Consider the following 15,094-nt stretch of genomic DNA (forward strand, 5'->3'; position numbering starts at 1 on the left):
CCCGCTCCCACATTTTTGATCTTCATCAACCGCCGAATTGCAGGGTGCCCATGGCCAGTTTTGCCATGATTGCTGTCGCGCCCAACTGCACCAACCACAACGCCAAGCCACCGAGGAATACCCCCAGCGCCACTTGCAGCACCAGGCTCTTCTGACGCTTGGGTGGCGCGGCACGCGGCGCATAGTCATCCAACTCATCGCGGTCGGCACGCAGGTCCAGGTCGTCGTTTCTCATAGGTTTCTCACAGCAAAGGGGCGGGCAAGGTTCAGTCTAGGGGCTGGGTACAAAAAAGGGGAAGCCATCGGCTTCCCCTTCTGTGCAATGACTACAGGTTTACAGCACCTGAACGATTGCCTTTGTGACCGCGTCGATGTTGGACTGGTTCAACGCCGCCACGCAGATACGCCCGGTATCCAGCGCGTAGATGCCGAACTCGGTGCGCAGACGGGTGACTTGCTCAACGCTCAGGCCGGAGTAGGAGAACATCCCACGCTGGCGCCCGACAAAGCTGAAGTCGTGGCCCGGAGCGGCCTTGGCCAGTTCCGACACCATTTGCTCACGCATGCCACGGATGCGCAGGCGCATTTCAGCCAGTTCCGCTTCCCACTGGGCGCGCAGCTCAGGGCTGTTGAGCACTGCAGCAACAATCGCCGCGCCGTGGGTAGGCGGGTTGGAGTAGTTGGTGCGGATCACACGCTTGACCTGAGACAGGATGCGCGCGCTTTCTTCCTTGGACTCGCCGACGATGGACAGTGCGCCCACACGTTCGCCGTACAGGGAGAACGACTTGGAGAACGAGCTGGACACAAAGAAGGTCAGGCCCGATTCAGCGAACAGGCGCACCGCGGCGGCGTCTTCGTGGATGCCGTCGCCAAAGCCCTGGTAGGCCATGTCGAGGAATGGCACCAGGTTCTTGGCCTTGACCACGTCGAGCACGTTCTGCCAGTCGGCCGGGCTCAGATCGACGCCGGTCGGGTTGTGGCAGCAGGCGTGCAACACAACGATGGATTGCGGCGGCAGGGCGTTGAGGTCTTCGAGCAGGCCGGCACGGTTCACATCGTGGGTGGCGGCGTCGTAGTAGCGGTAGTTCTGCACCGGGAAACCGGCGGTTTCAAACAGCGCGCGGTGGTTTTCCCAGCTTGGGTCGCTGATGGCGACGACGGCGTCTGGCAGCAGTTGCTTGAGGAAGTCAGCGCCGATTTTCAGTGCGCCAGTGCCGCCGACCGCTTGCACGGTGGTAACGCGGCCAGCCGACAGCAGTGGCGACTCGGCGCCAAACAGCAGGGTTTGCACGGCTTTGTCATACGCTGCGATGCCATCGATGGGCAGGTAGCCACGGGCGGCGTGTTGCGCCACGCGAATGGCTTCCGCTTCGGCAACGGCACGCAAGAGTGGAATCTTCCCCTCCTCGTTGCAGTAAACGCCTACGCCAAGGTTGACCTTGGTGGTTCGTGTGTCGGCGTTGAATGCTTCGTTGAGGCCCAGGATAGGATCGCGTGGTGCCATTTCGACAGCGGAGAACAGGCTCATTTTTGCGGCAGCTCTATGGGGGAATGGAGGGACGTGTCGCGCTCCAGCCGAATGCACTAGAGCGGTGCACAAACGGGGAACGAGTATAGAGGCCATCACGGCTTGAGGCGACAACCGAAACGGCTTTTCGGCCAAGTTTTTCAGTTTATTTGCTGACCGGTAGTCTTATTGCAACCTGGGTTCTGGACGGCTGGTCAGACGATTGCCTTGAAAGCCGTCACAGTTGCCACCATTTGTATGGCTATCATGGTTTTTTCCTACTGCCTGCGCTGAATCTTAGCGGACGGTGGTCTTTTTCGTCCCCGATGGGTTTACAGTCCGGGGTGACACCAAGAGGTACGTTATGTCGGATTTCCAACTCGTCACCCGTTTTGAACCCGCTGGCGATCAGCCCGAAGCCATTCGCCAGATGGTCGAAGGCATCGAGGCGGGCCTGGCCCACCAAACCCTGCTCGGGGTAACCGGTTCGGGCAAGACCTTCAGCATCGCCAACGTGATCGCCCAGATCAACCGCCCCACCTTGGTATTGGCGCCGAACAAGACTCTGGCCGCCCAGCTGTACGGCGAGTTCAAGTCGTTCTTCCCGAACAACGCGGTGGAGTACTTCGTTTCCTACTACGACTACTACCAGCCCGAAGCCTACGTGCCGTCGTCCGACACCTTTATCGAGAAAGACGCCTCGATCAACGACCATATCGAGCAGATGCGGTTGTCGGCCACCAAGGCGCTGTTGGAGCGCAAGGACGCAATCATCGTCACCACGGTGTCGTGCATCTACGGCCTGGGCAGCCCGGAAACCTATTTGAAGATGGTGCTGCACGTCGATCGCGGCGACAAACTCGACCAGCGCGAACTGCTGCGCCGCCTGACCAGCTTGCAATACACCCGCAACGACATGGACTTCGCCCGCGCCACCTTCCGCGTGCGCGGTGATGTGATCGATATCTACCCGGCCGAATCCGACCTGGAAGCAATCCGTATCGAGTTGTTCGATGATGAGGTGGAAAGCCTGTCGGCCTTCGACCCGTTGACCGGCGAGGTGATCCGCAAGCTGCCGCGCTTCACCTTCTATCCGAAAAGCCACTATGTAACACCCCGCGAAACCCTGATGGGTGCCATCGAAGGCATCAAGGTCGAACTGGCCGAGCGCCTGGACTACCTGCGTGCCAACAACAAGCTGGTGGAAGCCCAGCGCCTGGAGCAGCGCACCCGTTTCGACCTGGAGATGATCCTGGAACTGGGCTACTGCAACGGCATCGAAAACTACTCGCGCTACCTCTCGGGGCGCGAATCTGGCGCGGCGCCGCCCACGCTGTACGACTACCTGCCGGACGATGCGCTGCTGGTGATCGACGAGTCCCACGTCAGCGTGCCGCAAGTGGGCGCGATGTATAAGGGCGACCGTTCGCGTAAAGAGACCTTGGTGGAATACGGTTTCCGCCTGCCGTCGGCGCTGGATAACCGGCCGATGCGTTTCGACGAATGGGAAGCCATCAGCCCGCAGACCATCTTTGTATCCGCCACGCCAGGCAACTACGAGGCCGAGCATGCGGGGCGTGTGATCGAGCAACTGGTGCGCCCCACCGGTCTGGTGGACCCACAAATTGAAATCCGCCCGGCGTTGACCCAGGTGGATGACTTGCTTTCCGAGATCAACAAGCGTGTGGCGCTGGAGGAGCGGGTGCTGGTCACCACGCTGACCAAGCGCATGTCCGAAGACCTCACCGACTACCTGGCCGACCACGGCGTGCGTGTGCGCTACCTGCACTCGGACATCGACACCGTGGAGCGCGTGGAGATTATCCGCGATCTACGCCTGGGCACCTTTGATGTGCTGGTGGGCATCAACCTGCTGCGTGAAGGGTTGGACATGCCGGAAGTGTCGCTGGTGGCGATTCTGGATGCGGACAAGGAAGGCTTCCTGCGTTCCGAGCGCTCGCTGATCCAGACCATCGGCCGGGCCGCACGTAACCTCAATGGCCGGGCGATCCTCTACGCCGACCGCATCACCGGCTCCATGGAGCGGGCGATTGGCGAGACCGAGCGCCGTCGTGACAAACAGATCGCCTTTAACCTGGCCAACGGCATTACGCCCAAGGGTGTGTTCAAGGACGTTGCCGACATCATGGAAGGCGCCACCGTGCCCGGCTCGCGCAGCAAGAAGCGCAAGGGCATGGCCAAGGCCGCCGAGGAAAGCGCCAAGTACGAGAACGAACTGCGCTCGCCCAGTGAGATCACCAAGCGTATTCGTCAGTTGGAAGAGAAGATGTACCAGTTGGCGCGGGATCTGGAGTTTGAAGCGGCGGCGCAGACGCGCGATGAGATTGGCAAGTTGCGCGAGCGGTTGTTGGCGGTTTGAGGTAGAACCTTCCCACGCCTGGCGTCTGTTTGTTTGCAGTGTGAACTCGTCAAGCTCCTACATTTTTGCTGATGCCCCCTTGTGATAATCCGGCCCTTTTCGGGCCGCGCAAGGGCAAGCAAATGATGAGCAACGCAGTGATTGCATGGGTTCTGGCAGGAGGGCGCGTCGGTGTCGCCAGTGCGTTTCTTTTGACCCTGGGCGGTTGCATTGGCATGCATCAGCCCACAGGGCTTGGGGTCAAGTGGCTACCGACGTGTGCGTCTATTCCTGCGGACGGCCTGGACCCAGAAGTGTTTGCCAGGACCCAGTGCGGTATCGCAACGGTGCCGATGGATCACTTGAACCCGATGGCGGGCACCCTGGCCCTGGACATCACCCGCGTCAGGGCTCGACAGCCGGAAAAACGCGAGGGGGCGGTGTTTACCAACCCAGGGGGGCCAGGTGCGATCGGTGGTGATACGTTCACTGTGGCGCTGGCTTCAATTTGGAAGGGGTTCGGTGAGGTGCCTGGGGGTGAGTCCTTTCGAGACCTGGTGGACGCCTATGACGTCATTGGGATTTCGCCTCGAGGGCTAGGCAGTCGTGAAGACTCGCAGTTGGTGTGTGAGTCCGATGAAGTGATCGTTGCGCAAAACGATATCTCCGAAGACCAATCGCCCGCCAATTTTGCTGCCTTGCAGCATAACGCCGGGGTGCTGGCGCGTGGTTGTGCCAGTCAGCGGCTGGCGCCCTATATCAATACTGATCAAACGGCGCGGGACATGGAGTTTGTGCGTGTTCAGCTCAAAGAAGACAAGCTCAATTACTTCGGCAACTCCTACGGTACCTGGTTGGGGGCCTGGTATGGCGGTCTGTTTCCCGAGCGGGTCGGACGCATGGTGCTGGACTCGAATGTGGAGTGGACATCGACTTTTCAAGCCGCCAGTTTGAGCATTGCTCCGGAGAAGGAGAGGGTGTTCGAGCGCTTTGTCGCCGCACGTGCTGCCGCTGATCCGTCGGTTTATCGAATGGGCGATGATCCTTGGGCCATTCGTGAAATATTTCTGGAGCTGTTGCCTGAAGTCAGGATCGCCCTGCGTTCCGATAATGATTTTTACAGCTCTCCTGACTATCTGCTCGCCGCGCGGACGCTCAGCGAGTGGCTGCTCGTCTGGCCGGGCATAGATGATGCCAAGCTGATGGCGATGGCCAGTACCTTCCGATTCAGCCCGGACGCTGGAGTCGCTCAGGCGGCGAGGCAGGCATTTGCCAGTTTGCTGGGCGCCAGGCGTCGACCTGCCCTATGGAATGGCATCCCTCCCGGCCCGCTGCGGCTTACACCTGAGGTCTCCGTGCGAAGCACGGTGTTATGCAACGACACGGCATCCTCGGATGGGGCGTTCTGGACCGGAAAAGAAACGCTGTACGCCTCTCGTTATCCTGTTGGCGGCAGCTATTTCTATGCCAGGCACTGCTCCGCCTGGGCGGGTACACAACCATCGGGCATTGCGCTGCGCCATTTAAGGCGGGTTGATAGCATTGTGATGGTGCAGGCCGAATATGATGACCATACGCCCAAAGCGGGAGCCCTGCGGGCTTTTGAGAGCGTGCCCAATGCCCACTTGATTGTGCTCGAAGGTGCGTACCAGCACGGTGCCTCTTTTAGTGGGTACGACGCCTGCGTCACCCCCAAGGTGGGTGAATACCTGGCCTATGGTCGAAAGCCTGAGCGCCTGACGGTTTGTCCTGCGGCGAATTGAACGGCGCGCATAAGCCCCATGCTGGAGCCTGGGGGCCTTGGGCTGTTACCATTCGCGCCTTGTTTCAATTCCAGTTTTATTGCCCATTCGAGACCCGCCATGACCACCGTCCGCACGCGCATCGCGCCATCGCCTACTGGGGATCCCCACGTAGGTACTGCCTACATCGCCTTGTTCAACTACTGCTTTGCCAAGCAGCACGGTGGTGAATTCATCCTGCGGATCGAAGACACCGACCAACTGCGCTCCACCCGTGAGTCGGAGCAGCAGATTTTCGATGCCCTGCGTTGGTTGGGCATTACCTGGGCTGAAGGCCCGGATGTCGGCGGCCCCCACGGCCCGTATCGCCAGAGCGAGCGCAGCGACATCTACAAGCAGTACACCCAGCAATTGGTGGACATGGGTCATGCGTTCCCCTGCTTCTGCACTGCCGAAGAGCTGGACCAGATGCGTGCCGATCAAATGGCCCGCGGCGAAACCCCGCGCTACGACGGCCGCGCACTGCTGCTGTCGAAAGAAGAAGTGGCCCAGCGCCTGGCTGCCGGTGAACCCCATGTGATCCGCATGAAAGTGCCGAGCGAAGGCGTGTGCGTGGTACCGGACATGCTGCGTGGTGACGTCGAGATCCCGTGGGACCGCATGGACATGCAAGTGTTGATGAAGACCGACGGCCTGCCGACGTACTTCCTGGCCAACGTGGTCGATGACCACCTGATGGGCATCACCCACGTCCTGCGTGGCGAAGAGTGGTTGCCATCGGCGCCGAAACTGATCCTGCTCTACGAGTACTTCGGCTGGGAACAACCGCAGTTGTGCTACATGCCGCTGCTGCGTAACCCGGACAAGAGCAAGTTGTCCAAGCGCAAGAACCCGACCTCGGTGACGTTCTACGAGCGCATGGGCTTTATGCCCGAAGCGATGCTCAACTACCTGGGCCGCATGGGCTGGTCGATGCCGGATGAGCGCGAGAAGTTCTCGTTGCAGGAAATGGTCGATAACTTCGACTTGTCCCGCGTGTCCCTGGGTGGGCCGATCTTCGATATCGAGAAGCTGTCGTGGCTCAACGGCCAGTGGCTGCGTGACCTGCCGGTGGAAGAATTCGCCAGCCGCGTGCAGCAGTGGGCGTTGAACCCTGAGTACATGATGAAAATCGCGCCGCTGGTGCAGGGCAGGGTGGAGACGTTCAGCCAGGTCGCACCGTTGGCCAGCTTCTTCTTTGCCGGGGGCGTGAACCCGGATGCCAAGCTGTTCGAGTCCAAGAAGCTCTCGGGCGACCAGGTGCGCCAGTTGATGCAGTTAATCCTGTGGAAGCTGGAAAGCCTGCGCCAGTGGGAGAAGGACGCGATCACCGCGACGATCCAGGCGGTGGTGGACTCTCTGGAGCTGAAATTGCGCGATGCCATGCCGCTGATGTTTGCTGCGATCACCGGGCAGGCCAGTTCGGTGTCGGTACTCGATGCGATGGAAATTCTCGGTCCGGACCTGACCCGTTTCCGTCTGCGCCAAGCCCTTGATTTGCTTGGTGGTGTGTCGAAGAAAGAAAACAAAGAGTGGGAAAAGCTGCTGGGCGCTATCGCTTAAGCAGGCTGCTGCAGCGACGAAACCCCGGTTTTCCGGGGTTTCGACGGTAAGTGATTGTTATCCCGGCAAAAAAATTTGGAAATTGTTGAAAATAAATTTGACACACTTCCAAACCGCCATTAAGATTCGCCCCGTCCTCACCGATGAGGGGCTATAGCTCAGCTGGGAGAGCGCTTGCATGGCATGCAAGAGGTCAACGGTTCGATCCCGTTTAGCTCCACCAATTTACAGGTTCAAGGTCTGGCCACACCGTCCTTGAATCGATCAGTTCTCAGCGCTGATCAGTTGTATAGAAGGTTTGTGTCCCCTTCGTCTAGTGGCCTAGGACACCGCCCTTTCACGGCGGTAACAGGGGTTCGAGTCCCCTAGGGGACGCCACGATTACCCGCTCTGCGGGATTTTTAAGGGTCATTCAATTATTGAATGGCCCTTTTGTTTGTCTGGCGTTTGGCCAATCCTCTCTTCCATTCCCTTTATCCCTTCTGACCAATGGTCATGCCTGTCGCTTGCCAAATATTATTATGGTAATAATATTCAACCCATGAGAACCGGAGGCTTTGATGAGCGATAAAAAAGCACAAACCCGCGAACGCATTTTGCAGGCCGCCAGCGCCGCGTTGATCCAGCGCGGCCCGGCTGAACCGAGTGTGGGCGAAGTCATGGGCGCGGCGGGGCTGACTGTCGGTGGTTTCTACGCGCACTTTGAGAGCAAGGATGCGTTGATGCTGGAGGCGTTCACGCAGCTGCTGGCCAAGCGTCGCGCATCGATTGACGACATGGATGCACAACTCACCGGTGAGGAGCGCAGAAGCCTGGTGGCGGCGTTTTACCTGTCGCGCAAGCACCGCGACTCCACGGCCCAGGCCTGCCCGATCCCGGCCACTGTCGGCGAGATGGCCCGCCTGCCGGATGAATTTCGCCAGGCGCTGAATGAGCATTGTGAATTGATGGCTGCCCAGTTGGCCGCCACGCCTGAAGACACTGACAAAGCGCTGGCTGACATGGCGCTGATGATCGGTGGCCTGGCCCTGGCCCGCGCCTTGGGGCCAGGTGAATTGTCTGACCGTGTACTGCGTGCCGCCAAGTCGGCCGTGCGCTAGGAGAGGGCTGGCAGAATGGGCACGTTAACCTGGATTCGGCGTTTCAACGGCACCCTGGGACACCTCGCACCGCAAGCGGTCGCCAACAAGATGCGCCGTGCGTTCATGACTCCGCGAGACCTTCCGCCCCGTGACTGGGAGCTGCCGCTGCTGGCCCAATCGGAGCGCATCACCCTGCGCTTCGGCTTGTCGGCCCTGCGCTGGGGCCAGGGGCCGACGGTGCTGCTGATGCACGGTTGGGAAGGGCGGCCCACCCAGTTCGCCAGCCTGATCACGGCGCTGGTCGATAACGGGTATTCGGTGATCGCCTTGGACGGCCCTGCCCACGGCCGCTCGCCGGGGCGTGAAGCCCATGTGCTGCTGTTCGCCCGTGCCATGCTGGAAGCGGCGGCCGAGTTGCCCCCATTGCATGCGGTGATCGGTCACTCCATGGGCGGCGCCAGTGCGATGCTGGCAGTGCAGTTGGGGTTGCGCACCGAGGCCCTGGTGAGTATCGCTGCGCCGTCGCGCTTCCTGGATGTACTGCGTGGCTTTACCAAGATGGTCGGGCTACCGGCGCGGGCGCGCTCGGCGTTTATCCAAGAGGTCGAACACAGCTTCGGCATGCCGCTCAAGCATCTGGACGTGGCCCACTATCAAATGCCTATGCCCGGCCTGATCGTCCATGCCGAAGATGACACCTTCGTCCCCGTCAAAGCCTCCCAGGCCATCCATGAAGCTTGGTTCGACAGTCGCCTGCTGCGCCTTGAGCAGGGCGGTCATCAGAAAGTGCTGGCCGATCCGCGGGTGATCGATGGCGTGCTGGCATTGCTGGCAGGTCGTCGTCTACAGGCGCGGCAAACTGCCTGATACACTGCCCCGCCGACATTAATTGACTGGAGCAAGGCATGGGCTGGGATTTGGCAACGCCGTTTATCATCGACCTGCAGGTCGCCGCTGAGGATATCGACGGCCTGGGTCACGCCAATAACGCGGTGTATGTGTCCTGGCTCGAACGCTGCGCCTGGCGCCATTCCCAGCGCCTGGGGCTAGACCTCACCGAGTACCGCCGCCTGGACCGCGCCATGGCCGTGGTGCGCCACGAGATCGATTACCTGGCGGCCGGTTACGAGGGCGACGAGCTGCAACTGGCCACCTGGATCGTCGATTGGGACCAGCGCCTGAAAATGACCCGGCGGTTCCAGCTGTTCCGCCCGCGCGATGGCGCGACCCTGCTGCGGGCGCAAACCACCTTCGTCTGCATCGAGCTGTCCACCGGCAAGCCCAAGCGCATGCCTGCGAAGTTCCTCGACGGTTATGGCCCCGCCCTGACAGGGGGTTAACGGTTGCCGTAGGAAACCCAGTAAACTGCGCCACGATTTTTGTTGAGTGTTTTCCATGCAAATTGCTTTGGCGCCCATGGAGGGGTTGGTCGACAACATCCTGCGGGACGTACTGACCCGCGTGGGCGGTATTGACTGGTGCGTGACCGAATTTATCCGCGTTAATGACCGCCTGCTGACCCCAGCCTATTTTCACAAGCTCGCCCCGGAACTGCTGCACGGTGCCCACACCGCTGCGGGCGTACCCTTGCGTGTCCAATTGCTCGGCTCCGACCCAGTGTGCCTGGCGGAAAACGCCGCCCTGGCCTGTGAGTTGGGCTCGCAGGTGATCGACCTCAACTTCGGCTGCCCAGCCAAGACCGTCAACAAGTCCCGTGGCGGCGCGGTGTTGCTCAAGGAGCCGGAGTTGCTCAACCAGATCGTCGAGCATGTGCGCCGCGCCGTGCCGGCCCATATCCCGGTGACTGCCAAGATGCGCCTGGGCTTCGATAGCCCGGATGGCGCTCTGGTATGCGCCACGGCCCTGGCCGAAGGTGGCGCTGCGCATATCGTGGTGCATGCGCGCACCAAGACCGATGGCTACAAGCCGCCGGCGCATTGGGAGTGGATTCCGCGTGTGCAGGATGTGGTCAAGGTGCCGGTATTTGCCAATGGCGATATCTGGAGTGTCGAAGACTGGAAGCGTTGCCGTGAAGTCAGTGGCGCCGAACACATCATGCTCGGCCGTGGCCTGGTGGCGCGTCCCGATTTGGCGCGGCAGATCGCCGCCGCTAGGGCGGGCGAAGACGTGGTGGAAATGACGTGGGCGCAGATGCAGCCCATGCTCCAGGACTTCTGGGCTCAGTCGGTCGCGCAATTGACTGAAAAGCAGGCGCCGGGACGCTTGAAACAGTGGCTGGCGATGCTGACGCGCAATTACCCGGAAGCGGTGGAATTGTTTACCGCGCTGCGTCGGGAGACTGCATTGGAGCAAGTCGGTCGATTGTTGGGGATGGCGCCTCCACAGCCAGGTGCGTCGTGAGTTGAAATACTTGAGCGCCTATTGAAAGGCGTGGTGATGAAGGGTAAGTCAGTTTTATGTTTCAACTAAATGCTCCGCATCCTCCGATGTGGGGCATTTTGCGTTTATGGGGGGGGCGTTAAATGTCGATATTGTTCGCTGTGTAATGGGCGTGTGGTGAAGGTGACAGTGTTTTGATGGGGGTCGGAAATAAAGCGAGAGCTGTGGTTTAAATGTGAGCATGAGAAAATTTATCTGTAAAAGCTCGTGTTTTATAACCGTATGTTAATTGTGGGTGGGGATGGAAAGTTTGGTGGTATTTCTGCGGGCGCGAAATACCAGAATGGTTAAGCGCGTGGAACTTTAAATTATCTCGGTGAGTTGCTTGTTGTGCTGTGTATGAGCGTGTATTTCCAGCCCGGATCGGCCTCGGCGCCTTGATTCAAGGCTTTCTATGGAAAGCTATGGGGCAAAGTCTGAAAATGTCGTTTGGTTTCCTTATATGACGCGCGATTTCTGGAACTCGATAGCCCAGCGTTCCACGAAAGTATCGGTTGTCACGCAACCTTGTTGTTTTTTGCTCATTAAGACTATTGCTGTCCTGGCCATTTAACGGAGTCGGGTCGCGCTGATTTAAGGAACTTATAAATGTCGCTGTCGATTAATAAACCGTCCTTTGTAAACACTGATACGTCGCCTATGGAAAGGCCGGCTTCGCCGGTCGCACCCGTGAAAGCCAGTCAAGTTTCATCTTCTTCGAGTTCGGGAGGCAGTCCCATTCCGGTGCGTAATGACAACGACCGGGTTCCGCAAGGAGAGATGATGTTCAACTCCAGTGCATTTACCAAGTTATTTGACATGCTTGAGTTGGTGTTCAAAACCATGCGGGAGATGTTCGCTGGAAAGAATATAACCCCTGATGTAACGCCCAACCCTGAAAAAATGCCGAAAGTGAAGCCAGATGCGAACCCACAACCGCAAGTGAAGCCAGATGCGGGCCCACAACCGCGAGTGAAGCCAGATGCGAACCCACAACCGCAAGTGAAGCCAGATGCGAACCCACAACCGCAAGTGAAGCCAGATGCGGGCCCACAACCGCAAGTGAAGCCAGATGCGGGCCCACAACCGCAAGTGAAGCCAGATGCGAACCCACAACCGCGAGTGAAGCCAGATGCGGGCCCACAACCGCAAGTGAAGCCAGATGCGAACCCACAACCGCAAGTGAAGCCAGATGCGAACCCACAACCGCAAGTGAAGCCAGATGCGAACCCACAACCGCGAGTGAAGCCAGATGCGGACCCACAACCGCAAGTGAAGCCAGATGCGAACCCACAACCGCAAGTGAAGCCAGATGCGAACCCACAACCGCGAGTGAGGCCAGATGCGGACCTACAACCGCAAGTGAAGCCAGATGCGAACCCACAACCGCAAGTGAAGCCGGCGGTACCCAAGCCTGTTGTCAATGTGACTAACGACGCGAATACGCCAGTCAAGGTCGAAGTAAACATCAACCACTGTCATTGTCCCGACAAAAAAGCTGATCATGACAAAGGCGTTAAGCCAGGGGTTACACCGGATATGAGCGTGACGCCAAAGCCTGCGCCGGCAGTCGTACCGCAACCCGATACCAAACCGGGCGTACTGCCCACACCCGACACCACTCCAAAGCCTGGCGTGACGCCACAGCCAGCGCCGGCAGTCGTACCGCAACCCGATACCAAGCCGGGCGTACTGCCCACACCCGACACCACTCCAAAGCCTGGCGTGACGCCACAGCCAGCGCCGGCAGTCGTACCGCAACCCGATACCAAACCGGGCGTACTGCCCACACCCGACACCACTCCAAAGCCTGGCGTGACGCCACAGCCAGCGCCGGCAGTCGTGCCGCAACCCGATACCAAACCGGGCGTACTGCCAACACCCGACACCACTCCAAAGCCGGGCGTACTGCCAACACCTGAGCCTGACTTGACCAGCCCCGGCCCGGTAGACCATCGAATGGGGCGCAATGATCGAGGTTTCAACCCGCGGACATGGCTAAGAACCTGAGGCTCTGATTCCCACTATCCATTGTGTTGATAAAGGCAGCACCTCTCTGGATGTCACGTTCGCAGAGGTGCTGAATCAAGGAGATTTGTATGTCGTGTTGTTTGATTAAAAACGTTGCGCGTGTGGTGGATGTGCGTCAGACACTGGAGTTGAACGCCACGCAGGCATCCAATGAAGCCCTATCTGTCAGCAGCCAGGCGCAGATAAGCTTTGATGCAAAGGCGCCAGTAGCGGTCCCGAAACGTGCCGCGTCGGTCGGTGATAACTCGGCCGCACTCAATACCCTGTTCGGGTTGTTCACTTCATTTTTTACCCAACTGATCAATCTGATCTCGGATAAACAAAACAAGGTGGTGCCTGATGTTCCTCCCAAGCCCGAGATCAAACCGCAAGTTGTGCCGGAGCCCGCACCTCCGAAGCCTGATATTCCGGTCAATATTCCCGGCCTGTCGAACAAGCGTAATGGTGCCAAACCCGCAAATATCTGGAGTGGATTCCGTCAAGGTCCAGACGGCAACTGTGTGACGGTGTCAGCCATCAAGGCCGCCATGTATAAATTTGGCCAGAGCCCCACGGACATTTTCAAGGAGGTGCAGCGGCTCGATAGTAGCTATCGAGTGACCATGCGCGATGATTACGTTTTGACCTTGACCGACCGTGAGTTGGCGGTGGGCGCGCGCGGCTCAAAATTTATTGGCCCTGACGCAGGCATGCTCAAGGACGCGCAATTCCTTTTCGCCGTCAGCGCCAAGCGTGCGCACATGGAAAATAACGATGGTTCGGCGGGCAGGAGCTATGAGGCCGGTGTTCGCAGTTTGAACGATGGGGAGGACGAGCGTGGTCCTGGTGAAGGCTTCTTGCGTTTAGGGTTGAGGAAGCATATGCGGAGCGTCAATGTGCGAGAGCTCGCAAAAGGTCAGCTCGGTATGTGCAACCGAACCGGGCATTCGGTGGCGGTGATCAATGGCCGCGAAGAATTGTGGGGCAAGCAAGGTTCAGCGCCCACGCGAGGGGATGCCATCGCCCTAGTTTGATGAGGGAGTGACAGCCATGCAGCCAGGAGCGTTGAAATCATCGATACATCGATACGACGGGGAGGGCCTGGTTGCATGTTTCGAAGAAGTAGGAGCCAACCCGATGAGTATCTCGACCACAGGGCGTACTGCCTTTGCAGCGCCCCCTCAAACTGAATTTTTCTACCCGGCCGGTGCACCGCCCACGGCCAATCCCATTCATGCATTCGATGCCTCCCCGAGGCGATTTGGTGAAAGTTTTGACTGCAGCACCCACGCCTCCGTCATCAAAATGATGATGATGGCGTTCGGTCCACGGCCTGCTGATATGTTCGATCAGATCAAACTGTCCGGTGATGGTTATTCCATCACCATGAAAGACGAGTTCAAGGTTCTGTTGTCTGGTCAGGAGTTGCGCCAGGCGGCTTGGGCATCCAGGTTTAGTGCTCAAGACAGCGCCTCGCTCGCCAATGCCAACCTGGTGTTTGCCGCCTTTGTAAAGCGCAAACAACTCACCGGGGGGTATTCGACATTTGGGGAGGCCTTGGCCAGGACCATCGAGGGGGAAACGGCCCAACGCTGTTTGCAGGGGATGGGGGTATTCGGTCTTTCCAGCTTCGTGCCAGTGAGTGAAATGATGGGCAGGGGCGCCGTTGGCGTGCTGGAGACCCATAATCGTGGAGCGGCGCTGGTGCATGAGGGTCTCATGCATAACTACGGCGAGCAGCGAAACGTGGACCGGGGCTATGGGTACGTGTTGTTCAATGACAAGCAGTTGCCCCGCAGCGATGGCTGGGCAGTGGCGCATGTCGCGGCGAAAACCGACCCTGCCTGGATCTGGGAGGGGTTTTACCAAGGGGTGGAAAGCAATTGCGTGACGGTCTCGGCGATCAAGGCGGCCATTGTCCGGTTCGGACAAGACCCCAAGGGGATCTACAAGCATATCCAGGTTAGCGAGCAGGGATTTGAGGTGCTTATGCGCGATTCATTCCGGGTGCAGTTGACCCATGATGAAGTGCGCCAGGCCGCTGCCGCGTCGGGCTTTCGCGGTACTCACCCGCACTTGCTGGACTACGCCAATTTCCTCTACGCCGTCAGCGCCAAGCGCGCACAGTGGGAGAACAACGACTTTCGTGGCCGGCAAAGCTACGCCGCGGCCCTGGAAACCCTCAACGATGGCGAGCACCCTGGCGAAGCGCTTCGGCGACTGGGCCTATATGGCTACCTGCGTGACAGCACGGTTGATGAGTTGGCGAGCGGTGCGATAGGCACCCTGGCAGACAGCGGTCATTCAGTTGCTGTGGTGGGCGGTGAGTTGGACTATTACGGACAAAAGCACACCCTTGGCGTATCTCACTGGATGCGCACCGGTCTTCGTGCGCTGAGGTTGGCGTAAG

At 59.2% G+C, this 15,094-nt stretch carries 12 protein-coding genes and 2 tRNA genes; 12 read left to right on the forward strand and 2 right to left on the reverse strand.

What is annotated here, in order from left to right; genetic code table 11:
* Positions 1–25: 25 nt before the first annotated feature.
* Both ACLD1Y_RS23115 and ACLD1Y_RS23120 read right to left on the reverse strand, forming a co-directional pair.
* Positions 26–235 (reverse strand): hypothetical protein, encoded by a 210-nt coding sequence (locus tag ACLD1Y_RS23115; RefSeq protein ID WP_429480116.1) that lies wholly within the window; start codon positions 233–235, stop codon positions 26–28.
* A gap of 99 nt (positions 236–334) precedes the next feature.
* Positions 335–1,531, reverse strand: a complete 1,197-nt coding sequence (locus ACLD1Y_RS23120) for an amino acid aminotransferase (protein WP_429480117.1) — start codon at positions 1,529–1,531, stop codon at positions 335–337.
* A gap of 343 nt (positions 1,532–1,874) precedes the next feature.
* Between ACLD1Y_RS23120 and uvrB the strand changes: the two genes are divergently transcribed.
* The 12 genes from uvrB (at position 1,875) to ACLD1Y_RS23180 (ending at position 15,093) form a co-directional block, all read left to right on the forward strand.
* The gene (gene uvrB / locus ACLD1Y_RS23125; protein ID WP_429480118.1) at positions 1,875–3,890 is read left to right on the forward strand and encodes an excinuclease ABC subunit UvrB; all 2,016 of its coding nucleotides are present in this window, start codon (positions 1,875–1,877) and stop codon (positions 3,888–3,890) included.
* Positions 3,891–4,012: 122 nt separating this feature from the next.
* Positions 4,013–5,632, forward strand: a complete 1,620-nt coding sequence (locus ACLD1Y_RS23130) for an alpha/beta fold hydrolase (protein ID WP_429480119.1) — start codon at positions 4,013–4,015, stop codon at positions 5,630–5,632.
* A 99-nt stretch (positions 5,633–5,731) separates the two neighbouring features.
* A complete protein-coding gene (gene gltX, locus ACLD1Y_RS23135; RefSeq protein WP_429480120.1) occupies positions 5,732–7,213 on the forward strand; it encodes a glutamate--tRNA ligase in 1,482 nt (493 codons plus the stop codon).
* Between the two features lie 147 nt (positions 7,214–7,360).
* Positions 7,361–7,436, forward strand: a tRNA-Ala gene (locus ACLD1Y_RS23140).
* 79 nt (positions 7,437–7,515) lie between these two features.
* Positions 7,516–7,591: transfer RNA gene (locus ACLD1Y_RS23145), tRNA-Glu, on the forward strand.
* A 182-nt stretch (positions 7,592–7,773) separates the two neighbouring features.
* Complete coding sequence (locus ACLD1Y_RS23150) at positions 7,774–8,313, forward strand: TetR/AcrR family transcriptional regulator (protein ID WP_135291017.1); 540 nt, start codon at positions 7,774–7,776, stop codon at positions 8,311–8,313.
* Positions 8,314–8,328: 15 nt separating this feature from the next.
* Positions 8,329–9,162 carry an alpha/beta hydrolase gene (locus ACLD1Y_RS23155; RefSeq protein ID WP_429480121.1) on the forward strand — a complete coding sequence of 278 codons (834 nt, stop codon included), beginning with the start codon at positions 8,329–8,331 and terminating at the stop codon, positions 9,160–9,162.
* 38 nt (positions 9,163–9,200) lie between these two features.
* Complete coding sequence (locus ACLD1Y_RS23160) at positions 9,201–9,635, forward strand: acyl-CoA thioesterase (protein WP_429480122.1); 435 nt, start codon at positions 9,201–9,203, stop codon at positions 9,633–9,635.
* Between the two features lie 55 nt (positions 9,636–9,690).
* Positions 9,691–10,656, forward strand: coding sequence for a tRNA dihydrouridine synthase (locus ACLD1Y_RS23165; RefSeq protein WP_429480123.1), 966 nt, complete (start codon positions 9,691–9,693; stop codon positions 10,654–10,656).
* A 1,557-nt stretch (positions 10,657–12,213) separates the two neighbouring features.
* Positions 12,214–12,684, forward strand: a complete 471-nt coding sequence (locus ACLD1Y_RS23170; protein WP_429480124.1) for a hypothetical protein — start codon at positions 12,214–12,216, stop codon at positions 12,682–12,684.
* 89 nt (positions 12,685–12,773) lie between these two features.
* Positions 12,774–13,718: a hypothetical protein gene (locus tag ACLD1Y_RS23175; RefSeq protein WP_429480125.1), complete on the forward strand. Its 945-nt coding sequence runs from the start codon at positions 12,774–12,776 to the stop codon at positions 13,716–13,718.
* A 103-nt stretch (positions 13,719–13,821) separates the two neighbouring features.
* Positions 13,822–15,093: a hypothetical protein gene (locus ACLD1Y_RS23180; protein WP_429480126.1), complete on the forward strand. Its 1,272-nt coding sequence runs from the start codon at positions 13,822–13,824 to the stop codon at positions 15,091–15,093.
* Position 15,094: the final 1 nt, after the last annotated feature.

It is taken from the genome of Pseudomonas sp. 18175 (assembly GCF_050432925.1).
Classification (GTDB): domain Bacteria; phylum Pseudomonadota; class Gammaproteobacteria; order Pseudomonadales; family Pseudomonadaceae; genus Aquipseudomonas.